General features: G+C 72.8%; 20 protein-coding genes and 4 pseudogenes. 13 read left to right on the top strand and 11 right to left on the bottom strand.

Going from position 1 to position 21,368, the window contains the following annotated elements:
- Positions 1 to 57: 57 nt before the first annotated feature.
- A complete protein-coding gene (locus tag DEH69_RS00720; RefSeq protein WP_113684893.1) occupies positions 58 to 258 on the bottom strand; it encodes a DUF397 domain-containing protein in 201 nt (66 codons plus the stop codon).
- Between the two features lie 502 nt (positions 259 to 760).
- On the opposite strand from DEH69_RS00720, the gene DEH69_RS32230 reads away from it, so the two are divergent.
- Positions 761 to 997, top strand: a complete 237-nt coding sequence (locus tag DEH69_RS32230; protein WP_258534349.1) for a hypothetical protein — start codon at positions 761 to 763, stop codon at positions 995 to 997.
- 32 nt (positions 998 to 1,029) lie between these two features.
- Here the strand turns inward: DEH69_RS32230 and DEH69_RS00710 are convergent.
- The 3 pseudogenes from DEH69_RS00710 to DEH69_RS32225 all read right to left on the bottom strand — a co-directional run.
- A pseudogene (locus DEH69_RS00710) lies at positions 1,030 to 1,404 on the bottom strand (Rrf2 family transcriptional regulator); the annotation flags it as partial.
- 14 nt (positions 1,405 to 1,418) lie between these two features.
- Positions 1,419 to 3,065: pseudogene (locus DEH69_RS00705) on the bottom strand (ISAzo13 family transposase).
- A 55-nt stretch (positions 3,066 to 3,120) separates the two neighbouring features.
- Positions 3,121 to 3,234 (bottom strand): annotated as a pseudogene (locus DEH69_RS32225) (transcriptional regulator); the annotation flags it as partial.
- Here DEH69_RS32225 and DEH69_RS00695 point away from each other — a divergent pair.
- Together DEH69_RS00695 and DEH69_RS00690 are read left to right on the top strand one after the other, a co-directional pair.
- Positions 3,234 to 3,524: pseudogene (locus DEH69_RS00695) on the top strand (LysR family transcriptional regulator); the annotation flags it as partial. The pseudogenes DEH69_RS32225 and DEH69_RS00695 sit on opposite strands and share 1 nt — an antisense overlap.
- 104 nt (positions 3,525 to 3,628) lie before the next feature.
- Positions 3,629 to 4,303: a DinB family protein gene (locus DEH69_RS00690; protein WP_181727193.1), complete on the top strand. Its 675-nt coding sequence runs from the start codon at positions 3,629 to 3,631 to the stop codon at positions 4,301 to 4,303.
- Here DEH69_RS00690 and DEH69_RS32220 read toward each other — a convergent pair.
- Positions 4,293 to 4,418 carry a hypothetical protein gene (locus DEH69_RS32220; RefSeq protein ID WP_258534348.1) on the bottom strand — a complete coding sequence of 42 codons (126 nt, stop codon included), beginning with the start codon at positions 4,416 to 4,418 and terminating at the stop codon, positions 4,293 to 4,295. The two genes, DEH69_RS00690 and DEH69_RS32220, sit on opposite strands and share 11 nt — an antisense overlap.
- An 802-nt stretch (positions 4,419 to 5,220) precedes the next feature.
- Here DEH69_RS32220 and DEH69_RS33305 point away from each other — a divergent pair.
- Positions 5,221 to 7,827 carry a rhamnogalacturonan lyase gene (locus DEH69_RS33305; RefSeq protein ID WP_309302747.1) on the top strand — a complete coding sequence of 869 codons (2,607 nt, stop codon included), beginning with the start codon at positions 5,221 to 5,223 and terminating at the stop codon, positions 7,825 to 7,827.
- A gap of 136 nt (positions 7,828 to 7,963) precedes the next feature.
- Here DEH69_RS33305 and DEH69_RS00675 read toward each other — a convergent pair whose 3' ends face one another.
- The 3 genes from DEH69_RS00675 to DEH69_RS30880 are packed head-to-tail and all read right to left on the bottom strand — an operon-like array spanning position 7,964 to position 8,966.
- A complete protein-coding gene (locus tag DEH69_RS00675) occupies positions 7,964 to 8,296 on the bottom strand; it encodes a GNAT family N-acetyltransferase (RefSeq protein WP_181727192.1) in 333 nt (110 codons plus the stop codon).
- A gap of 24 nt (positions 8,297 to 8,320) precedes the next feature.
- Entirely contained in the window at positions 8,321 to 8,515 is a 195-nt protein-coding gene (locus tag DEH69_RS00670; RefSeq protein WP_113684877.1) for a hypothetical protein, read from the bottom strand.
- Positions 8,502 to 8,966: a hypothetical protein gene (locus tag DEH69_RS30880; protein ID WP_147255326.1), complete on the bottom strand. Its 465-nt coding sequence runs from the start codon at positions 8,964 to 8,966 to the stop codon at positions 8,502 to 8,504. Before DEH69_RS30880 ends, DEH69_RS00670 begins: the two co-directional genes overlap by 14 nt.
- A gap of 280 nt (positions 8,967 to 9,246) precedes the next feature.
- On the opposite strand from DEH69_RS30880, the gene DEH69_RS00660 reads away from it, so the two are divergent.
- The 3 genes from DEH69_RS00660 to DEH69_RS00650 all read left to right on the top strand — a co-directional run bounded on the left by DEH69_RS00660 (position 9,247) and on the right by DEH69_RS00650 (position 13,201).
- Positions 9,247 to 10,539, top strand: coding sequence for a helix-turn-helix transcriptional regulator (locus tag DEH69_RS00660; protein ID WP_113684875.1), 1,293 nt, complete (start codon positions 9,247 to 9,249; stop codon positions 10,537 to 10,539).
- A 150-nt stretch (positions 10,540 to 10,689) separates the two neighbouring features.
- The gene (locus DEH69_RS00655) at positions 10,690 to 11,778 is read left to right on the top strand and encodes a hypothetical protein (protein WP_113684874.1); all 1,089 of its coding nucleotides are present in this window, start codon (positions 10,690 to 10,692) and stop codon (positions 11,776 to 11,778) included.
- Between the two features lie 142 nt (positions 11,779 to 11,920).
- Positions 11,921 to 13,201, top strand: coding sequence for a pyridoxal phosphate-dependent aminotransferase (locus DEH69_RS00650; RefSeq protein WP_113684873.1), 1,281 nt, complete (start codon positions 11,921 to 11,923; stop codon positions 13,199 to 13,201).
- Here DEH69_RS00650 and DEH69_RS00645 read toward each other — a convergent pair.
- On the bottom strand, positions 13,161 to 14,093 hold the full coding sequence (locus DEH69_RS00645) for a MurR/RpiR family transcriptional regulator (protein ID WP_113684872.1): 933 nt from the start codon (positions 14,091 to 14,093) through the stop codon (positions 13,161 to 13,163). The two genes, DEH69_RS00650 and DEH69_RS00645, sit on opposite strands and share 41 nt — an antisense overlap.
- 107 nt (positions 14,094 to 14,200) lie before the next feature.
- Here DEH69_RS00645 and DEH69_RS00640 point away from each other — a divergent pair, with 107 nt between their 5' ends.
- Genes DEH69_RS00640 through DEH69_RS00630 form a run of 3 tightly spaced genes read left to right on the top strand, consistent with a single transcriptional unit; the run spans position 14,201 to position 16,988 of the window.
- Entirely contained in the window at positions 14,201 to 14,869 is a 669-nt protein-coding gene (locus DEH69_RS00640) for a hypothetical protein (RefSeq protein ID WP_147255324.1), read from the top strand.
- Between the two features lie 12 nt (positions 14,870 to 14,881).
- Positions 14,882 to 16,066, top strand: coding sequence for a 4-hydroxybenzoate 3-monooxygenase (locus tag DEH69_RS00635; protein ID WP_113684870.1), 1,185 nt, complete (start codon positions 14,882 to 14,884; stop codon positions 16,064 to 16,066).
- Positions 16,050 to 16,988, top strand: a complete 939-nt coding sequence (locus tag DEH69_RS00630) for a UbiA family prenyltransferase (RefSeq protein ID WP_258534347.1) — start codon at positions 16,050 to 16,052, stop codon at positions 16,986 to 16,988. Before DEH69_RS00635 ends, DEH69_RS00630 begins: the two co-directional genes overlap by 17 nt.
- Positions 16,989 to 17,010: 22 nt before the next feature.
- Here DEH69_RS00630 and DEH69_RS00625 read toward each other — a convergent pair whose 3' ends face one another.
- Entirely contained in the window at positions 17,011 to 17,934 is a 924-nt protein-coding gene (locus DEH69_RS00625) for an AEC family transporter (protein WP_113684869.1), read from the bottom strand.
- Positions 17,935 to 18,031: 97 nt separating this feature from the next.
- On the opposite strand from DEH69_RS00625, the gene DEH69_RS00620 reads away from it, so the two are divergent.
- The 3 genes from DEH69_RS00620 to DEH69_RS00610 all read left to right on the top strand — a co-directional run bounded on the left by DEH69_RS00620 (position 18,032) and on the right by DEH69_RS00610 (position 20,606).
- Positions 18,032 to 19,465 carry a M28 family peptidase gene (locus DEH69_RS00620; RefSeq protein ID WP_113684868.1) on the top strand — a complete coding sequence of 478 codons (1,434 nt, stop codon included), beginning with the start codon at positions 18,032 to 18,034 and terminating at the stop codon, positions 19,463 to 19,465.
- Between the two features lie 95 nt (positions 19,466 to 19,560).
- On the top strand, positions 19,561 to 19,857 hold the full coding sequence (locus DEH69_RS00615; RefSeq protein ID WP_049576857.1) for a type II toxin-antitoxin system VapB family antitoxin: 297 nt from the start codon (positions 19,561 to 19,563) through the stop codon (positions 19,855 to 19,857).
- Between the two features lie 89 nt (positions 19,858 to 19,946).
- Positions 19,947 to 20,606, top strand: coding sequence for a LytR C-terminal domain-containing protein (locus DEH69_RS00610; protein ID WP_258534346.1), 660 nt, complete (start codon positions 19,947 to 19,949; stop codon positions 20,604 to 20,606).
- A 19-nt stretch (positions 20,607 to 20,625) separates the two neighbouring features.
- On the opposite strand, the gene upp is transcribed toward DEH69_RS00610, so the two are convergent.
- Entirely contained in the window at positions 20,626 to 21,261 is a 636-nt protein-coding gene (upp, locus tag DEH69_RS00605) for a uracil phosphoribosyltransferase (RefSeq protein WP_113684867.1), read from the bottom strand.
- Positions 21,262 to 21,368: the final 107 nt, after the last annotated feature.

Below are 21,368 nucleotides of genomic sequence, written 5' to 3'. Positions count from 1 at the left end.
ATCTACGCCCCAACGTTACCCTCAGCTATCCCCACCTCACCCCGCCCGAGCCCCAATTCACCCCTTCAGGTGAATCTCCCGCATGAAGGCATCCCAGGCACCAACGGAGTTGAGCAGCACGGGCCCGCCCGCGACCTTGCTGTCCCGCACGGGGACCAGGCCCGGGAGGCCCGAGGCCACCTCGACGCATGCGCCGCCCTCCGGGCTGGAGCGGCTGGACTTGCGCCACACGGCCGTCCTCAGGCACTCACGAACCATCACCGGGATACTCCGCTGCGATCTTCTCGATAAGGCCGGTGGATTCCCGAGGGCTGAGGGACTCCGCCCTGATCAGCTCAGAGTGCTTGACCAGGGCCCGAACTCTTTCCGGATCATCCTGCATTTGACCGCCCATGGCCGTGTCCGCATCGATGTCCGAGGGCCTGTGGGCGAAGTGCAGCTGTCCGCACCATGCCCCCGCCGTGATGAGCTATGCGCCCACAAACACACAGCAACACACAAGGAGGAAGGGCCGCGCCTCCACCGCATCTGACGCGCCGACTCCCCACCAGGAAGCCACCGTTGCGATGAATGCGTCGCGTGACGCGCCGCCCTGCACAACATCACCCGCGTCTACTCTGCGCTGGTCGACGAGACGTTCCCGGTCGACGACGGCACGACGCGGACGATCTACCAGCCGGGCTCGGGCGAGATCTACTACCCCGAGGGCAACGACTGGGGCACCCACTTCCCCTACTACTTCGGCAACTTCGACCTCCTGGTGTCCCTCACCGCCCAGGACACGGGCATAGACCCGGCCGCCGCCGTGTGGGAGCGGCTGCACAACGAGGAGCAGCCGCGGCTGATGGACCGCTTCACCGACGGGCGGACGTACGGCGCGTCGGGGGAGAACACCTACTACGGCCGCGAGCACCGCATCGGGGCGATGGCGGGGCAGGCGTTCCTCACGCTGTTCGTGGCACGGAACGACGCGGGGAACAGGCTGCGTTTCGCATGAGCGCTCCTTCGCCTCCGTTGTGCCCGGCGCAATCACTCCTCCGGCGCGCCCCCGGGGCGCGGCCACGCGCCGATGCGCGCCAACGCGCCCTCGCCGTATCCGGCCTCGACCTGGCGCGCCAGGTCGGCGATCGTCACGGCCCACAGGGCCTCACGCCAGGCCGACTCCGCCGAGGCCATGGCGGCCGCGATCGCGCAGGGCGCGGTGCACGCCTCGGGCGGGGTCGCCATCGGGCCGCGCTGGCGGATCTCCGTGCACACGAACGCCGGTCCGGGGCCGTCGATCGCCTTGACCACGTCGAGCACCGTGATCCGCTCGGGCGAACGGCCCAGCACATAGCCGCGCGAAGGGCCCACCACCGAGCGCACCAGCTCGGCGCGCGGGAGGGCCTGGAGCTGCTTGGCTATGGGCTTGCAGATCATCAACTTGTCGTCTTGGTCTTGTTGTTGCGGTCGTTGCTTAGGGCGGTGACCCGGGCTTGGAGGGTGGCCAGGACGGTGGGTGGCCAGGACGGTGGGTGGGGTGGTCGCGGGTGAGACGCTGATGCCGTGCACGTCGAGTAGTCTCCTGATCTTCAGCAGGGTGCGGTGTATGGCTGTGTGGCTGCTGCCGTAGAGCACGGCGAGGGGTTGCGCGGCTAGGTTGACGCGCGGGTGCGACATGGTGGCCAGGACCTGGTCGGGGAACGCGAGCCGGGGTGGGCGACCGTGTCCGGTATCCCCGTCCGGGGCCAGGACCTGGGTGAGGTCGTCCAGTTCGTGTGAGGACAGTCCGGTCGGTGCGGGCTCGGACAGCGGGGCCTGATCCCACTTCTGCGTCGGCGTCTGCGGGGATCGGGCTGCGGGGATGGCCGGGGCTGGCTGGGGGTGCAGCGCGTAGTTCCAGTCATCGTGGAAGGCGTGGCGGGGCAGTGGCAGGGCCGCGATCTCCGCGTCGTCGATGGCGACTCCAGCCGGGTAGGCGTTGGTGTCCAGCTGGGCTGTGACGCGCAGACCGGTGCGGGTGGTGGTCGTGGCGATCGACTCGATGATGACTTCGTGGCTGGTCAGCGGGTGTCCTCGCCCGTTCATGGTGATGTGGGAGAAGAGCCGGTGTTCGATCTTGTTCCACTTCGATGTGCCGGGCGGCAGATGGCAGACTGTGACGGTCAGGCCCGTCTCGGCGGCCGGCCGGGCGAGTTGGAGTTTCCAGGTCCGGGTGCGGTAGCCGTTGGAGCGGCCCGCGTCGGCGGTGATCAGCGGTTGAGTCGCCTGCGGGTAGGCGGCCTGGCCCTGGCCGTGCCACCAGCGGTGGATCGATTCCACCGCGAACGCGGCGGTGTCGTGATCGGTGCCACGTTGACCCACCCGGTGTTTGCCGCCAGGTCGTAGTTCCCGTACGGGATCGCCTTGCCGAGCTTGGGGTCGGCGAAGTCGTGGATGTGTACCGTCGCTGGATCAAGCGGCAGGCCGCCACTGTCGGCCGCTGTTCTTGAACTCTCCGACGAGCTTCCTTCTTCTTGGTGTTCACGCTGATCACCGGCTGTCCGGCATCGCGGTGCCCGGGCGCCTGCTCGTTGAGATAGCGGAACTGGGCATCGCGATCGGCGTGCTGGCTGCCCTCGATCGTCTTGGCGTTGGCCGGCAGGCTGAAGGCCTCTTCCCGCAGCGGAGTAGCGACGGTATCGGTGCTGATCTTGTGCCCGGCCCGGGGTCAGCTCCCGCGCGAGGGTGCGGGTCGACTTCACCGTCCACCGTAGCGGCGACATCGGATCACCCCGCTCATCCGGCTCGACCAGGGCCAGCAGTGCGGGCCGCAGCCCGGGATCGAGGTCCGCGACCCGCTTGCGTCCTCCGCCCGGCCGCCGCACCCGCCCCAACGGAGCCTCGCCGGCCTCCATCTCGCACACACCCTTGCGCACCGTCGTCTCGCTCGCCCCGGCCGCCCGCGCGACGGCCCGGATACCGCCGTGCCCCAGCCCCCGGGCCCCCGCGCCCATCAGCAAGCGCCGCTGCCGCTCGTCCAGACGCGGGAACAACACCGCACACTTCACTGCGCGTTGGGCACGAGCCTCGTCCTGGATGCGCATACCACACCAACGAGCTCCAGAGCGGAAAGCAACATGTTAATGATCTGCAAGCCCTGAGAGAGGTGGGCGAGACATCGCGCAACTGCGCCAACCGCGCGGCCGGAACGGGCCCTTCGGCCGAGGTCAGCACCACGCGGCAGTGCAGCGCCCACTCCACGCCGCCTGACATCCTCACGCCTGCCGCGCACGCCCGTCCAGCCGATCGCCGCCGCCGACGTCGCCAGGGCCGTGGCGGATGTCGCGGTGGGCGAGCCGTTGAACGGCGTTCTCGACATCGCGGGGCCCGACGTTCTCCCCCTGGACGAGCTCGGCCGAATCACCCTCGGGGCCAAGGGGGACGGGCGCCGCGTCGTCACCGATGACGGCGCGGGCATGTTCGCGGCCGTGCGCGGCGACGTTCTCACGGCCCCGGCCAACGCCCGTATCGCGACGACGCGTTACCGCGACTGGCTCTCCTGAGGCGGTGGCGCGCTCTGCCGCGCCCACCGGATGGTGAGGACGCGCCCACCGGATGGTGAGGATCAGCGCGGCGCTTGTCAGTGGCGGGTGCGAGACTCCGGAGTATGGACGAGACAAAACCGAAGGCCGACCTCCGGCGCTATCTCCAGGAGGCCAGGGACACCCTGCTGTGGAAGCTGGACGGGCTCTCGGAGTACGACATACGCCGACCGATGACGGGCACGGGCACCAATCTGCTCGGGCTGGTCAAGCACATGGCGGCCAACGAGATCGGCTATTTCGGCTGGACGTTCGGGAGGAAGTTCGGTCGGGAGCTGGCGGAGGAGCTGCCGTGGATATCGGCCGACGCGGAGCCCAACGCCGACCTGTGGGCGACGGCCGAGGAGTCGAGGGAGGACATCGTCGGGCTGTATCGGCGGGTGTGGGCGCACGCGGACGCGACGATCGAGGAGCTGCCGCTCGACGCGCCGGGGCACGTTCCGCACTGGACGCGGCACGAGGTCACGCTGCACCAGATCCTGCTGCATGTCACCGCCGAGACGCACCGGCACGCGGGCCACGCGGACATCGTGCGGGAGCTGATCGACGGCGCGGTGGGGCTCAGATCGAACGGGGACAACATGCCGGAGGTCGACGCGGACTGGTGGGAGGGGTACCGGGCGCGGCTCGATGAGGTGGCGCGGACGGCGGGCGGCCCCGCCCACCGGGGAGGGCCCCACCGGGGAGGGCCCCACCGGGGAACGGGCCCGGTGGAGCCTTCGCGCCGGGTCAGCAGCTGAGGAAGTCCCGCCTGATGTAGGCGAAGCGGCGCCCCTCGACATCGCCGCCCATCCACATCCGCTGGTTGGTGTCCCCGTAGGTCTTGGCGTTGAGCAGGCGGTGGCCCCGGTGCACCTGGCCGTAGGACGTGTAGCCGAAGCCCGAGCCCGAGCGGTAGTTGACGTTGTTGGTGTTGACCGTGCAGGTGATCGCCGCGACGGCGGTGGTGGGGGCGGCGGTGGCGTGCGCGAAGTCCCCGCCGAAGTCGCGACCCGAAGTCCCTGCCGAAGTCGCGGCCTGTCGCCTCCGCCGTGGGGACGGTCGTCAGGGCAACGCCGACCGCCGCGGCGGCCACGGCAACCCCCAGGCCATCCGGCCCACGCGCGTTCCGCCGTGTGCTCCCCGCGTCCTCGTCTTCCTCCCCGTGTGGCATGGGCGTTGTTCCGCCCTCAGACTGTGCGGCGGCGCGTGCGGCGACAAGGGAATCCGGCTACGCGCAAGTACGGCATCACCCTGACCCGCTGGTCGGCGGGGCTTCGCGGTCGCCGAACGGTGGCCGTTGCGGCGGCTACTGGCTTGACGTCCTTCCTGGCCGCCGCTCTCGTCGTTCACCGCGCGCACGTTGGGCTCGGGGAGCGGGCCGGTGCGGGGCACGGGCGCGCGCCGTTCCCGGCTACGCGGGGGCGAACGCCCGTCCGGCACACGGCGCGTTTCGTACCACGCAAGTACCGCGTTTCGGGGCGCCCATGGCGAGACAAGCCACCGCGGCAGGCGGCCCGCGCCACCGGACTCGGTAGCCGCCCGCAGGGCACCCGCAGGGCGCACCCCCTTGACGGCCCATCCGTCACCCCATAGCGTCGCCGCCGATTGTTTGAAACGTCTCATTGAAACGACTCAAAGGGCGTCGACGATGACACCTCACAGACAACATCGCTGGTTGGCCGGTCCGTTGGCCGGGCTGATGACGGCCGGGCTGCTCGTCGTGGCTGGCGGCCCCGAGGCCCGCGCCGACGGCGGCGGGGCAGATGGCCGCGGGGCAGATGGCCGCGGGGCAGATGGCCGCGGGGCGGTGCAGCTCGAACAGCTCGACCGCGGCCTGGTCGCCGTGTCCGCCGACGAGGGAACGTTCCTCAGCTGGCGCCTGCTCGCCACCGAGGTCACCGGCGCCTCGGACACGGGGCTGACCGGCGCCGACTTCCACGTCTACCGCGACGGCGAACTCCTCGCCACCGTCACCGACTCCACCAACCACCTCGACCCGGACGGCACCGCCACCAGCGAGTACCGCGTCGCCGCCGTCGTCGACGGCGTGGAGGTGGACCTCAGCGACCCGGTCACCGCGTGGGACCAGGGCTACTACGACCTGCCGCTGCGCAAGCCCGCCGACGGCGTCACCCCCGCGGGGGAGGCGTATACCTACTCGGCCAACGACATGAGCGTCGGCGACGTGGACGGCGACGGCACCTACGAGTACGTCGTCAAGTGGTACCCGTCCAACGCCAAGGATGTCTCGCAGGTCGGCTACACCGGCAACGTCTACATCGACACCTACAGGTTCGACGGCACGCTCCTGCACCGGATCGACCTGGGCCGCAACATCCGTGCGGGCGCGCACTACACGCAGTTCCTGGTCTACGACTTCGACGGCGACGGCCGCTCGGAGATGATGTTCAAGACCGCGCCAGGCACCAGGATCACGCGCTACGGCGCCGACGGCGAGGTCGCGTCGGAGCGCTACATCACCCTGCCGCGCGACGACCGCCGCGCCGGGTACTCCCACGCGGACGACTACCGCATGAGCGCGGCCGATTACTACGACCACGTCGTCGAGATGTTCCGGGGCTGGCACGAGCACCCCGAGGTCGTCGAGGGGAGCTGGCCCGCCACGCTCGAAGAGGCGTTCGGCATCGAGCCCGCGTATGACTACCCGCTCTCGCGCCAGGACGCCGAGGCGCTGGCCGACCACTTCATGGACGTGTACGCGCCGGGCCGCAGCAGCAGGAACAACCTGCGCGCGTTCGAGGGCTTCGTCGTCGAAGGCCCCGAGTACCTCTCGGTGTTCGACGGCGCGACCGGCGCGGAGCTCGAGACCATCCGCTACCGGCCAGGACGCCACGACGACGGGCTCATGTGGGGCGACTACGCGATGAGCCGGATCGAGCCGGGCAACCGCGTGGACCGCTTCCTGGCGAACGTCGCCTATCTGGACGGCGAGCACCCCTCGGCCGTCTTCGCGCGCGGCTACTACACGCGTTCCACCCTGGTCTCCTACCGCTGGGACGGCGAACGGCTGCGCGAGGACTGGTACGTGGACAGCGGCTGGGCTCGGATGTCGAACCCGTTCAACGACTCCCCGCACGGCGTCGACGGCACCGACCCCGAGTACGGAACGCTCACCACGCAGGGCTTCCACTCGCTCAGCGCGGCCGATGTGGACGCCGACGGGCGCCAGGAGGTCGTCTACGGCTCCGCGACGCTCGACGACGACGGGTCGCTGCTCTACAGCTCGTTCGACGAGATGCCCGAGGGCAGCGCGACGCCCGGCGTCCAGGCGCGGCTCGGGCACGGCGACGCGATGCACGTGACCGACATCGACCCGGAACGCCCTGGCCTCGAGATCTACACCGTGCACGAGGGCGCCACGAGCGCGCCGCTCGGCTACGCGCTGCGCGACGCGGCCACGGGCGAGGTGCTGTACGGGCGGTACACGGGCGTGGACACCGGGCGCGGCATGATCGGCGACGTGCTGCCCGACGAGCCGGGGCTCGAGACATGGGCCAACCACCCCGAGGGCGGCGAGAACCCGGCCGGGGCCGGGCTGTGGACGGCGGACGGGCGGCGGATCGACGCCACGACGCCCGGCACCAACCAGAGCATCAGGTGGGCCGCCGACCTCACGACGCAGCTCGTCCACGGCGCCACGACGGAGACGTATCAGACGCCGACGATCGAGGACTGGCGGCGCGGGACCCTGCTCACCGCCGAGGGCACGACCACGAACAACTGGACCAAGGGAAACCCCTCGCTGGTGGCCGACGTGCTGGGCGACTGGCGCGAGGAGTTGTTCGTGCCGCTGCGGGACAGCTCGGCGATGCGGGTGTTCACCTCGACCGAGGTGACCGGTCACAAGCTCTACACGCTCATGCACGATCCGCAGTACAGGGCGGAGGTCGCGCGGCAGCAGACGACGTACAACCAGCCGTCGTACACCGGCTTCTACCTGGCCTCCGACATGGACTTCGCCGAGGTCCCGGTGCCCGGCGTGTGGGCGCCCGGCGCGTTGGGGGCGCTGCGGGGGCAGCTGGACGAGCGGGTCGACGGCGCGGCCTCGCGGCGTCTCGCGGCGAGTCTCGACCGCGCGGAGCGCGCCGTCGCGCGGGGCGACGAGCGGCGGGCCATCGATTCCCTGGAGCGGTTCATACGGGACCTGGACCGGCGCGGGGTCTCGGAAGGGGCGCGGGCGGCGTTGACCTATCACGCGGAGACGCTGATCGCCTCGCTGGGGCACTCGCTGGGGTACTCGCCGGGGCACTCGCAGCGGTAACGGTGCCCGCCCCGCAGGGTGCAACGGGCCCGCGCGCCTCGACTCCCCCCGTGCGCGGGCCCGTTGGTCCAGGGGGAAGGACGGTCCCGGGACGCCGGCCGCCGTCCCTCCCCAGACAGACGGCGGCCGGCGCGTCTCAGCCCGGGAGCAGCGTGCTCCACGGGTCGGTCGCCGCCTGCCACGCGCCGCGGGTGTGCAGGCAGGTCACCTGGTCGTCGGTCGCGTCGCGAAGCACGAACCCGGCGCGGGCCAGGACGCGGCGGGCGGCCGTGTTGGCCGGATGGTGCCTGGCCCTGAGGATGATCAGGTCGAGGTCGTCGAACGCGCGAGGCAGAACCTGGGCGAGGGCGCGGGTCGCGTGGCCGCGGCCCCACACGTCCTCGCGGAGGATGAACGCGATCTCGGCGGAGTGGCGCGCGCGGCGCACGAGCCGGATGACGCCGATGAGTTCGCGCCGTTCGGGGGGCACGGCGGAGGGGCTGGCGGTGATGCCCTAGGTGATCAGCCGCCAGGGCCCGGGGCGTTCGCGCAGGTGCCGGGCGAGCCACGCCTGGGCCCCCCGGGCGTCCATGGGGGGCCGCGCCAGCTGGCTGACGGCGCCGGGGCCGTAGATCGACCTGATCGCGACGGCGTCGGTCGCGGCCAGCGGGCGCAGCGCGGTGCGGCCCTCGGGCTCAGGCGGCGGCACCGCTGGCGCCCGGGCCCGTGCCGCGGGCGATCCCGCGGCGTTCGACGAGGTGGGTGGGGCGGGGCGAGCAGATCCACTCGGCGCGGGTCACGGCGCCGGTACGGTGGTACTCGCGGCGCAGCGGCTCGTTGACCACGCCGTCGGCGCCCATGAACCACGCGTCGGGGAGGGTGCCGAAGCGGCGTTCGTAGTCGACGATCCAGTTCACCGGGCCGCTGCCGGTGACGGGGGCGTGTGCGACGGGCTCGCCCGCGTGCGCGGCGCAGAACTCCGCGTAGGCGACCGGGTCCTGCATCTTCTCGTGCCAGACGCGGTCGATGAGCCCGGAGAACATCTGCGGCGACTCCTGGCCGGTGGCGAAGCGGTGTCCTGTGATGCTGAGGTAGCGGGCCAACTCGGCTTCCAGTTCGGCCCGGGTGATCCGGGTGGCCCGGGTCGTCCGCGCGGTCATGCGCCCTCCGTTGCTGAGGCGGTGCTCGGTCGTGGTGACTCGGTCGTTGGTGCTTCGGTCGTTGGTGCTTCGGTCGCTGGTGCTTCGGTCGCGGTACTCGGTCGTGCGATCGGCGTGTGGTACCCGGTCGTGGGGGTGCGGACACCAGCCAAGCAGGGGCGCGCGGGGGCGCGTAAGGGCCGCGTTGTCGTCCACGTGTCGTCCATTCGCCGCCGGGCCCCTCCCCAGGGAGCGCGCGCGATGGTCCAATGAGTCTGTGGATTTCCCGATCCGCCATCCCTTGACATACTTGCGCCTCCAGCGCGGCTGGAGCCTGGAGGAGCTGGCGCGGCGCGTCAGGCTGGCCGCGGAGGCGCACGGCCTGCGGTCGGGCATCACGCGCCAGCGCATATCCCACTTCGAGCACGGGAAGCGCACGCCGAACGAGGAGACGCAGCTGCTGTTCGCAGAGGTGTTCGCCGTTCCCGCCCGTGAAGTGAACCCGTTCACCTGGCCCGAGTGGCTGCCCGCCACCGACTCCCCTCTCTCCCTGGGCCCGCGTAGCACACTCGCCGCCGTACGAGAGGCCAAGACCGTGGATCGCCGAGCATTCGCCGCCTACACCGGGGCCGCCCTGACCTCCCTCGCCCATCAGTGGACCCTGCTCGAACCCGCCAGGCTCACCGGCGCGTTGGGCGGCAAGAGCGTGGACAGCGAGCTGCTGGCCTGGCTGGAGAGCTCGACCGCGCGCCTCGCCGAGCTGGCCACCGCGCAGCGGCAGCACACGGTGCGGCTGCTCGACGCGCACCTGGCGACGCTGACGGATCTGCTGCGCGAGGCGCGCTATCCGCAGGAGACGGGGCGCCGCCTGCACATACAGGTGGCGCGGGTGGCGCAGACGATCGGCTGGCACCGTTTCGACCAGGACAGACACGGGGCCGCGAGCCGGTTCTGGCACGCCGCGCTGCACAGCGCCCACGCGGCGGGCGACCGGGACCTCGGGGCGGGGATCCTGAGCGACCTGGCCTATCAGGCGGTGTGGCTGCGGCAGCCGGGGACGGCCGTGGAGATCCTGGCGCACGCGATATCGCGCGCCAGGCACCCGGCGTCGCGTTCGCTCCTGCATCTGCGCCGCGCGCGGGCGTATGCGCTCCTTGAGGATCCGCGGGCGTGCCACCGGGACATCGCGGCGGCCGAGGCGCGCCTCGGTGCGGCGGCGCACCGGTCGCCGCCGAGCTGGTGCGCGTGGCTCTCGCCCGCGGATCTGAGCGTGGACACCGGCCGCTGCTTTCTCGACCTGGGGGCCAAGCGGGACGCGCACCGCCATATCGCTGAGGGGGTGCGGCAGTTGCCCGAGGCGCGGGCGAAGACGAAGGCGGTGTTCCTGGCGTACGAGGCGGACGGGTATCTGCGTTCGGGCGAGGTGGAGCGCGCGGCGGACAGCGCGCGCCAGTCGCTCACGCTGGCGAGCAGCCTGGGCGCCGACCGCTGCCTCGGGCTGCTGCGCGAGCTGATGCCGGGCTTCTCGGGGCACCAGCGGGTGGCGGGGGTGCCGGAGCTGGTGGGCGAGGCGCGGATCGCGCTGGCGTCGTGAGCGGGCGCGCGCGGCGGCGCGTGCGGCGGCGCGTGCGGCGGTGTGCGCGCCGTCAACTCTGAGCTGGATCTGAGGCTTTCACGGAACCGCGGTACCCCGTCGGCACGCCCTCTTCCCTGGACGTGCCCGACGGCGGAACAGGGGCCTGACATGCGGAACGTCGGCGTGACGCACTACGAGGAACGGACGCGCAACCCCCTCGCGGGAACGGTGTCGCTCACCGACAGGGAGCTGCGTTCGCAGCGGCGGACGACGCGGCTGACCGAGCTGAACGCGCTGGCCACGGCGGAGGCGTATCTGCGCGGCCGATGGGTGGGCAGCGGCGGGACCGAGCGGCCGCTCGAGGCGATCCCACCGGGGCCAGGCAAGGTGCCGGTGATCAGGGCGAGCGGCTCAGGCTGGCCGATCAGGGTGCGGCGGGCCGCCGAATTCGCCCGCGCGTACGGCGCGTTGGCGGTGCGGCTGAGCGGCGGCGAGGGCGCGGTGCGGGAGGCGGCGGAGCGGGCGGCGCGCGAGGAGGTGCCGCTGTGGATCGCCCGCAGGGTGGCGGACAGCCCCGCGGGCCTGGTGCTTGTGGCGGTGGACCGGCGGCTGGTGCGCGCGGACGTGTGGCCGGGGAGCGGGTCGGCGCCACCGCTGCGGCTGCGCGGCCCCGAGGGGATCCGGGCCTCCGACCTCCAGGTGGAGTCGCCGCCGCTCACGGTGCTCGTGGGCGCCGGGCGGGCGGCGTTGACCACCGAACGCGGCTGGCGGAAGGCGCGGCGGTCCGTCACCGTCCGGACGTCGTGGGCGTCGTGGACGCTGCGGCGGTACAACGCGACCAGCTCGGTCCTCGAACGAGACGGCCTTCAGGTGGCGTTGATCGCGCGGCCGCGCGCGGGCACGAGGCGCCCCGGGGCGCTGCTGCCGCTCGCGGCGCTGACGCACTACCACGCGGACCCGCTCGACGCGGTGATGGCGCACTTCTTCGCGGTGGTGTGCGCGGTGGGCGACGGAACGGGCGGCATCCGCTTCGGCGTCGCCAAGCCGCTGCCCGGGCTGGACGACGAGGTCTGGGCCGAGCCCTGGTACACCGGGGTGAGCTGGGGCAGCCACGACTCGGGCCCGGGCGGGGGCGGCGACGGCTGGGGAGGAAGCGGCGGCGACGGGGGCGGCGACGGCGGTGGGGGCTTCGGCGGCGGAGGCGACGGCGGAGGGGGCGGTGGGGGCGGGGACGGCGGGGGCGGCGGCGGGGGCTGAACGCGGGGCGTGCGGGGGCGCTTTCACTCCGGGGCGCTCGTCCCCTCATGGTTGGCCCGCCCCCGGGTAGGCGCAATTCGGCGACCCCGATCCGCGCAAGGAACGTTGCATCAACAGACTCAGATGCAGTAAGAACTGCGTCATGGTGATCCACTCGGCAACCCTGGCCATCGACGAGACCATTCGCGCCCGGCGCGCGGCCGGGGAGCGGCTGCTGCATCTGGCGTTCGGCGAGGCCGGGTTGCCGGTCCCCGACGAGCTCGCCGGGCGCCTCGCGGCCGCCGCGGGGCGCAACGGCTACGGGCCCGTCGTCGGCTCCGCGGAGGCGCGCGAGGCGGCGGCCGGGTGGTTCACCCGGCGCGGGCTCGACACGGGGGCGCGCCAGATCGTGTTCGCGCCCGGCAGCAAGCCCCTGCTCTACGCCCTCATCGCCGCGCTCCCCGGCGATGTCGTCCTGCCGCGCCCCGCCTGGGTCAGCTACGCGGCGCAGAGCGCGCTCGCCGGGAAGCGCGTGATCGGCGTGGACATCCCCGCCGATGGCGCGGGCGGCGTTCCCGACCCCGAGCGGCTGGCCGCGGCGCTGCGCGAGAGCCGCCCCGGCGTGCTCGTGCTGACCGTCCCCGACAACCCCACGGGCACCGTCGCCGACCCCGAACGGCTCGGCGCCGTCTGCGCGTTGGCCGAGCGGCACGGCCTGGCCGTGATCGCCGACGAGATCTACGCCGAGCTGGTCCACGACGGAACGCGCCCGCCGAGCGCCGCCGCGCTCCACCCCGAGCGCACCGTGGTGACCAGCGGGCTCAGCAAGTCCCTCGCGCTCGGCGGCTGGCGCATCGGCTTCGCGCGGCTGCCCGCGGGGCCCTGGGGCGAAGCGCTGCGGTCCGAACTCACCGGCGTGGCCAGCGAGGTGTGGTCCAGCCTGGCCGCCCCCATGCAGGCCGTCGCCGCCCATGTCCTCACCGATCCGCCCGGCGTGACGGCGCACATAGCGGCGGCCGGACGCTTGCACGCAACGGTCGCGCGCGCCGTGCACTCCGAGTTCACCGCGGCGGGGGCGCTGTGCCGCGCGCCCGCCGCGGGCTTCTACCTCTACCCCGACTTCGCGCCCCTGCGCGACGCCCTCGCCGCCCGCGGCGTCGCCGATGGGGCCGCGCTCGCGACCGCGCTGCTTGAGCGGCACGGGGTCGGCGTGCTGCCGGGCGAGGCGTTCGGCGACGCGCCCGACGCGCTGCGCGTCCGGGTGGCCACGAGCCTGCTCTACGGCGAGACGGACGAGGAGCGTTGGCGTGCGCTGCGCGCCTCCGACCCCCTGGCGCTGCCCTGGGTCGCCGACGCCCTCGCCCGGCTGCGCGCCGCCCTGGCCGCTCTCACGACAGGGCCGGTCAGCGCGCCGACGGGGGAAAGCGCGCCTCGTACACGCTGAACCGTTCCAGCAGCTCCTCCTCGCGCAGCAGCGAGGAGCGCACGTCCTGCCCGCGCGCCCGCGCGACATCGGCAGCGAGCGCCTGCACGAGCGCCGTAAACGCCGTCAGCGAGCGCAGCACGGAAGGGCCCGACGCCTCGACGTAGAAGACGTGGTCGGCCGGGGCCACGAGCGGCGAGGCGGGGTTGTCCGTCAACACCACGCAGCGCGCGCCGCGTTCCTTCGCGAACTCCAGGGCCCGCACGGTCTGCGCGGTGTAGCGGTAGATCGAGAGCGCCACGAAGCAGTCGCCCTCGCGCACTCGCCCCAGATCGTCGGTGAGCGTTCCCGCCCCGGTCGTCAGCGTCGCCACCTCGTCGCGCACCATCCGCAGCAGATAGCCCAGCAGATAGGCCGGGGCATGGCACTTGCGCAGCCCCATCACGTGCACCCGCGGCGCCTCGGCGAGCGCCCGCACCGCCGCCGAGAACGTCTCGCGCTCGATCCGCGCGAACGTCCGCGCGATGTTCGCGCTGTCCAGCGCCACCACGCGGTCGAGCAGGTCGCCCCCGCCCTCGCCACCCTCCGTGTCGAGCTGTTCGAGCGTGCGGTAACGGCGCAGCAGCTGCGCCTGTTCGCGTAGCCGCTCCCGGCACAGCCGCGTCAGGCCCGGGTAGCCCTCGAGCCCGAGTCCCGTGGCGAAGCGCACGACCGTCGCCTCGTTGACGCCGACGGCCGAGGCCAGATCGGAGACGGTCATGAACGCCACGCCCTCGGGGTCCGCCATCACCCGGTCCGCGAGGAGCCGCTGGGACCTGGTCAGCGCGTCGCGCCGCTCCTGGAGGGCGGCGAGCAACTCGTCGTAGGTGCGCGGCGCGGGCGACGGCGCGCGGGAGGAGTCAGCGGGAGCCATGCCATGGATTCTCCACCCGCGCCCCCGTGCGGGCGGGGCTGGGCCGTGACCTGAGGGGCCGACGCGCGTTGGCCCTTGAGGATGCATGCCGCTGAGGAGTGATCAAGATGTCGGTTCCGACGCCGTGTGGCGTCTCCCAACCCGCCCATCCCGCGGGCGGCCCCTCGGCCCCGCCCCGTGGCTTCCCCCTGGCGTTCCCGCTGGATGTCCCCCTCGACGTCCCGCTCGACGCCATCTTCGGCGCCGCACTCGGCGGCTCGGCCGACCCGCGCAGCAAGATCCGCCGCTTCTCCTCCCCCATGACCCGCATGCTGCTCACGAGCGACGGCCTGACCACGACGTTGCTCGAGGCCATGGCTGGTGAATCGTTGCATCTCCACTGTCTCGCGCAATTACGGGCCCCCGCCCACGCGACCGGCGACGGCGTTCCTCCGCTGCTCCGGATCGACGCGGGCGGGGACGTCCTGGTGCGGTACTCCGCCGCGACGCGCCGCGCGGGGCCTGCGCTCTCGGTGAACCATGTCGTGGCGCGCCTCGGCCTCGCCCCCGGCATCGAGGCGTGTCTGACCAGCACTTCGATCCCGCTGGGCCCCGCGCTGCACGCGGCGGGCACGGGCCACCGGCGCACGCTGCTCGACGCGGGCCGGCGCATGTGGCGCGGCGAGGGGGGCGTGACAAGACCCGCCTGCTACAAGACGTATCTGGTCTGGCACGGCGACGAACCGCTGGCCCTGATCGACGAGTTGTTCAACCCCGGCACCGTCCCCGCCGGGTGAGGTGGAAGATTCATGCGGCGGCTGCGTACCCAGGTGGCCATCGTCGGCGCGGGACCCGCGGGTCTTGTGCTGGCGAACCTGCTCATGCGCGCGGGGGTGGACTGCCGTGTGGTGGAACGGCGTTCGCGGGCGCATGTCGAGGGGCGGGCGCGCGCCGGGCTCCTGGAGCACCGCACGGTCGCCACGCTGCGGCGCCACGGCCTGGCGGGGCGGCTGCTCTCCGAGGGCGTGCGGCACGGCTGGTGCGACTTCCTGTGCCTGAACCGGTCGGTCAGGGTGGACTATGGAACGCTCTCGGGCGGCCATGCGCACTGGGTCTATCCGCAGCAGTTCCTCGTCCGCGACCTGATCGAGGCGCTGGGGCGCGGGGGCGTGCGGCCGTTGTTCTCGCAGACCGTGCGCGCCGTCGCGGACATCGACACCACCAGGCCGCGGGTCCAGTGCGACACCCTGGAGATCGCCTGCGACTACGTCGTCGGCTGCGACGGCTTCCGCGGCGTCTCGCGCGCCGCGCTGCCGCGCGCGCACCGCGTCGTCCCGCACCGCTACCCGTACGACTGGCTGACGGTGCTCGCCGAGGTGGACGAGGCGGCCGCAGGCGTGGTCTACGCGGTGGGCCCCGACGGCTTCGCGGGGATGATGCCGCGCACCAGGCGCCTGACCCGCTTCTACCTCCAGTGCGCCGCGGGCGACACGGAGGCGCACTGGCCGGCGCGCAGGATCCGCGAGCAACTGCACGCGCGCCTCGCGCCGTTGCCGCGCATCGAAAGCCTCCCCGAGGTGCGCGTGCTGCGGATGCGCAGCAGCGTCACCGAGCCCCTGCGCCATGGACGGCTGCTGCTGGCCGGGGACGCGGCGCACGTGCTGACGCCCTCGGGCGCCAAGGGCATGAACCTGGCGATCGCCGACGCGGCGGGCGCGGCCGAGGCGCTGGTGCGCCGCCTCGGGGCGGGCGACGCCCGGGCGCTCGAGGCGTATTCCGGGCGGCGGCTGCCCGAGATCTGGCGCGCGCAGGAGTTCTCCGACCGGCTGTTGCGGCTGCTGCACCTGCCGCCTGGCGAGGACCCGCGGTTCGCGCTGCGGATGCGGCTGGCCGCGATCGAGCGGCTGGCCGAGCCGGGCCCGCACGCCGCGGCGTTCGCCCACCAGTACGTCGGCTCGGGCGCGGAGGGGAGTGGCCATGGCCGCCCTGACTGACCTGCCGGGGCAGGTCCGCGCGCTGTACGGCTTCTCGCGCGGGACGCAGGCGACGCTCAGCGTGGCGCAGCCGCTCATGGGCGCGCTGCTCGCGGACAGCACGCCGCCGCCCGAGCGGCTGCTGCTGTGCCTGGGGGCGGCGCTGGCGGGCTATGTCGCGGTGTTCGCGTCGAACGACCTGATCGACGCGCGCCTCGACCGGCAGCGATTCCGGTATCTGCGGGCGTACTCGGGCTTCGACATCGACGGCGCGGGGGGTCGGCACCCGTTGGCGCAGGGGCGGTTGAGCCCGGCCGTGGCGACGACCTGGGTGCTAGGGCTCGGCACGATCGCGCTGGTGCTCGCGGCGATGCTGAGCTGGGTGTGCGCGGTGCTGCTCGCGGTGGCGGCGCTGCTTGAGGCGATCTACTGCGCGCTGGCGCGGGTAACGCCGTTCAAGTTCCTGCTGACGGGCGTGATGGTGGCGCTCGGCGGGTGCCTTGGCTGGTTCGCGATGACGCCGCACGTGGACAGGCCGCAGCTGTGGCTGTTCTGCGTGTGGCTGGCGGCGTGGGAGATCGGCGGCCGGAACATCGTCAACGACTGGGCCGACGTCGAGGAGGACGTGCACCTGGGCGTGCGCACCGTGCCCGTGGTCTACGGGTACCGGGTGAGCGGCCTGCTCACGGTCGGCGCGCTGCTGCTCGCGGCGGTGGCGGGCGCGGGGATGGTGTGGACGGCGTTCCCCTCGGCGGGCGCGCCCGGCGTCGCGGTGGTGCTCGCGCTGGGCGCCTACGCGCTGCTCGCGCCGGGCGTGCGCCTGTTGCGCGACCCGGCGCCCGCCCTGGCGATGGCGCTGTTCAACCGCGCGAGCCTCTACCCCGCGGTCACCCTGGCCGTCATCGCCTCGGGCCTGCTGACGCACCGCCTGCTCGAGGTGTGACCCCGCCGCGCGGGCGTTCCGCTCAGCCGAGCAGCGCGGCCGTCACCGTCAGGGTCGGGACGGAGAGGGCCGTGGACAGAAGGATGGACTCGCGGGCCAGTTGGGGGGCCGTGTCGTAGTGCGACGCGTAGGTGAAGAGGTTCTGTGCGGCGGGCAGGGCGGCGGTCACCACGACATTGAGCCGGTCGTCGGGCGACAGATGGAACACCCAGGTGGCCAGCGCCCACGCGATCAGCGGCTGCGCCCACGCCTTGAGGACCACGGAGAGCAGCACGGGCCCGCGCTCGGGCCCGCGGCCCGGCACGGGGCTGCCGGGCAGCGAGATGCCGAACGCCAGCAGGACGGCCGGGACCGCCATGTTGCCGAGCAGCGTGGCGGGTTCGAGCAGGACGCCAGGCGGGGTCCAGCCGGAGAGGGCGACCGAGACCCCGGCGAGCGAGCCGAGGACGACGGGGTTGCGGAACGGCGTGGTGATCCGCTGCCAGGCCGTGCGGCGGCGCGCCGACGCGCTCGTGAGGTCGAGGACCGTCAACGCGACGGGGGACAGCAGCAGTTGCTGGAAGAGCAGGATCGGGGCGACAAGCGAGGCGTCGCCGAGGACATAGACGGCGATGGGGATGCCGAGGTTGCCCGCGTTGACATAGGACGAGCACAGCGCGCCGATGGTGATCCGGCCCGCGCCCCAGCGGCGCGCCGCCCCGACGGCGACGAAGGCGCCCGCCGTGGCGAGGGTCGCGATCGCGCTGAGCAGGAGGGGCGGCGAGAACAGCTGCGCCGGGTCGGAGTGGGCCAGGGTCACGAAGAGCAGCGCGGGCGTGGCCACATGGAAGCCGAGCCTGGTCAGCACCTCGCGGCCGTTCTCGCCGAGGGAGCCGCGGCGGCCGATGAGGTACCCGGTGGCGATGACGGTGGCGATGATGGCGAAGCCGGTGATCACCCCACCCACGTCGCCACCCTTTCGCTCACATTCGAACGATCGGACGTATTCTCCCCGAGGTCAATGGGCGCTCGGATGGCGAGATCGGGGGATACAGTCCCATTTCATGACTTTCTTCTCCCGGCTGATCGTGCCCGTGGTCCTGGCCGCCGCCGCGCCCGCGCTGCTGTTCGCGGCCCCGGCCGAGGGACGGGGGGCGGTGAACGAAGGGGCGGTGAACGAGGGCGCGAACGGCGCGCGCGACGGCGACGCGCTGGCGCACGCGCTGGTCGACGCGGTCTCGGCCGAGGGCGCGATGCGCCACCTGGCCGCCTTCCAGCGGATCGCCGACGGCGCCGACGGCACCCGCGCCGCTGGCACCCCAGGCCACGAGCGCTCGGCGCGCTACGCGGGCGACCTGCTCGAAGAGGCCGGGTACGACGTCACCTACCAGCGCTTCGACTTCCCCTACCGCGAGGCGGTCACCCAGCGGCTGACCGCGCTCGGCCCCGAGCCGCGCGACATCCCCGTGCGCGCCCTGACCTACACGGCGAGCACCCCGCCGGGCGGCGTCGAGGCCGAGCTCGCCCCCGCGGGAACCGGCTGCGCCGCCGAGGACTTCGACCCCGCGGACCACCGCGGCCGCATCGCCCTGATCGAACGCGGCACCTGCACGTTCGCCCAGAAGGAGGCCAACGCGGCGCACGCGGGCGCACGCGGGGCGCTCGTCGTCAACAACACGCCCGGCGTGCTCTCCGGCAGCCTCGGCGGCCCCGACGACTCCGCGATCCCGGTCGGCGGCCTCAGCCGCGAGGACGGCGCAACCCTGGCCGACGCCGTCGAACGCGGCGAGACGGTGGAGGTCAGGCTCGAGCTCGAGGAGCTCTCCGAGCGGCGCGAGACGTTCAACGTCCTGGCCGAGAGCCCCGGCGGCGACCCCGACCACACGGTGATGGCCGGCGCGCACCTCGACTCCGTCCCCGCGGGCCCCGGCATCAACGACAACGGCTCGGGTTCGGCGGGCGTCATCGAGACCGCGCTGCGCCTCGCCGAGGCGGACCCGCGCGGCCGCCACCCGCACCGCGTGCGGTTCGCGCTGTGGTCCGCCGAGGAGTTCGGGCTGCTCGGCTCCGAGCACTATGTCGACGGGCTCTCGAAGGAGGAGCGCGACGCCATCGCCGTCTACCTCAACTTCGACATGATCGGCTCGCCCAACCACGGCAACTTCGTCCACGAGGGCACGCCAGGCGTCGCCGCCGACATCACCGCCTTCCTCGGCGACCGCGGCGAGACGGCCCGCCCCGCGGCGCTCGACGGGCGCAGCGACTACGCCCCCTTCGTGGCCGCTGGCATCCCCGTGGGCGGCACGTTCACCGGCGCCGAGGGCATCAAGTCCGACGAGGACGCGGAGGTTTGGGGCGGCGAGGCGGGCGAGCCCCACGACCCCTGCTACCACGCGGCGTGCGACACCCTCGAGAACGTCAGCCGCGCGGCGCTCGCCACCCATGCGCAGGTGATCGCGCACCTGGTCGGCGGCTACGCCTGGCGGCTCCCCGAGTGACGGGCGGGACGGAGCGCGCCATGGGCGGGATTCGCCCGACTCCCGCCCATGGCGTGAGGCTGCGACGGAAGCGTCCCTCCCGGTAGGCTCTCCGTGTGATCTTCAAGCGCATCGGCAACGGACGACCGTATCCCGAACACGGCCGGGACCACACCCGGCAGTGGGCGGACGTCGCCCCGCGCCCGGTCCGCCTCGACCAGCTGATCACCACCAAGCAGCAGCTCGACCTGGAGACGCTGCTGGCCGAAGACTCCACGTTCTACGGGGACTTGTTCGCCCATGTCGTCAAGTGGCAGGGCGATCTCTACCTGGAGGACGGCCTCCACCGCGCCGTGCGGGCCGCGCTCCAGCAGCGCCAGGTGCTGCACGCACGCGTGCTCGAGCTCGAGTGAGGGGCGCGGCGTTGCTGCGTTCGGGTTCCCCGGGCATGTGAGCTGATCATTTAGTAGGCGGGCGCGTCTCATCTGACTACGCTGCGGCCATGAGCATGCTGACGCCCCCGGGCATGGGCGGCAAGAAGTTCCGCGTCACGGGCGATCGATACCCCAGGATGCGCCCCCGTCGGCGCCGCGGCCGCACGGTCTTCCTGCTCTTCACCGGCGTCACCGTGCTCGGCATGCTCGGCTACGGCACGCTCCAGCTCATCGACGTCTTCTCCGGTGGCGACGACGGTGGCCGCGCGCCCCGCGCACAGGCTGGCGCGCAGGCCGGTGAGGACTGCACCCCCGCGAGCACCGCGGAGCGGGTGCCCGAGCCCGCCGCCATCACCGTCAATGTGTTCAACGCGACAGCACGCACAGGGCTGGCCCAGGAGACCGCGGACGCCCTGGCCGAACGCGGCTTCACCATCGGCGAGATCGCCAACGCCCCTGAGGAGTACGACGGCCAGGTGAACGCCCCTGGCCTACTGGTCGGCACGGCACAGACCGAGGAGTCGGGCGCGCTGACCGTGCTCGCCACCCAGCTGGACGGCGTGGAGACCGCCGAGCCCAGGCGGCCCGCGGGGGAGGAGGAGCCCCCGCGGGTCGTGGACCTGATGATCGGGGAGGGCTTCACCGAGCTGACCGCCGCGGACGAGGCCGAGCGCCGCCTCGCCGAACTCGCCGCGCCTCCCGCGCAGGACGCCTCCCCCGCCTGCTGAGATCCCGGCCAGGGGGACGTCAGCCCACCGTGCCGTACATGCGGTCGCCCGCGTCCCCGAGGCCAGGCACGATGAACCCCTGCTCATTCAGCCGCTCGTCGAGCGCGCCGGTGACCACCGTCACCGGCGCGCCGGTGAGCTCGCGCTCCAGGCGCTCAACGCCCTCGGGCGCCGCGAGCAGGCAGATCACCGTCACATCGTCCGCGCCCCGCTCCATCAGCTCCCTGATCGCCGCGACCAGCGTCCCGCCCGTCGCCAGCATGGGGTCGAGGACATAGACCTGACGCCCGGAGAGGTCCTCGGGCATGCGGTTCGCGTAGGTCGAGACCTGCAACGTCTCCTCGTCGCGGATCATCCCGAGGAAGCCCACCTCGGCGGGCGGCAGCAGCCTGACCATCCCGTCGAGCATGCCGAGACCGGCCCGTATGATCGGCACGACCAGGGGTCGGGGATGGGACAGCCTGACACCCGTGGTGTCCGCCACCGGCGTCGTGATGTCGACCAGCTCGGTGCGGACATCGCGGGTCGCTTCGTAAGCCAGCAAGGTGACCAGCTCGTCGGCCAGCCGCCGGAACGTCGGGGAGTCGGTACGCGTGTCGCGCAACGTGGTCAGCTTGTGCGCCACCAACGGGTGGTCGACGACATGGGTCCGCATGGGCTCGACAGTATCGAACGCCTATGACACTCGCGCTGACCGGCCGTTTCACAGCCCGCTCCCCTGGTGGACAATGAGCGACGGTGCCGTGGAGAGTGGTGTCTCGG

The organism is Streptomyces sp. PT12 (assembly GCF_003311645.1).
Taxonomy (GTDB): domain Bacteria; phylum Actinomycetota; class Actinomycetes; order Streptomycetales; family Streptomycetaceae; genus Streptomyces.
Note: the sequence above shows the minus strand (reverse complement) of the source record. Positions and strands in the feature narration are given on the sequence as shown.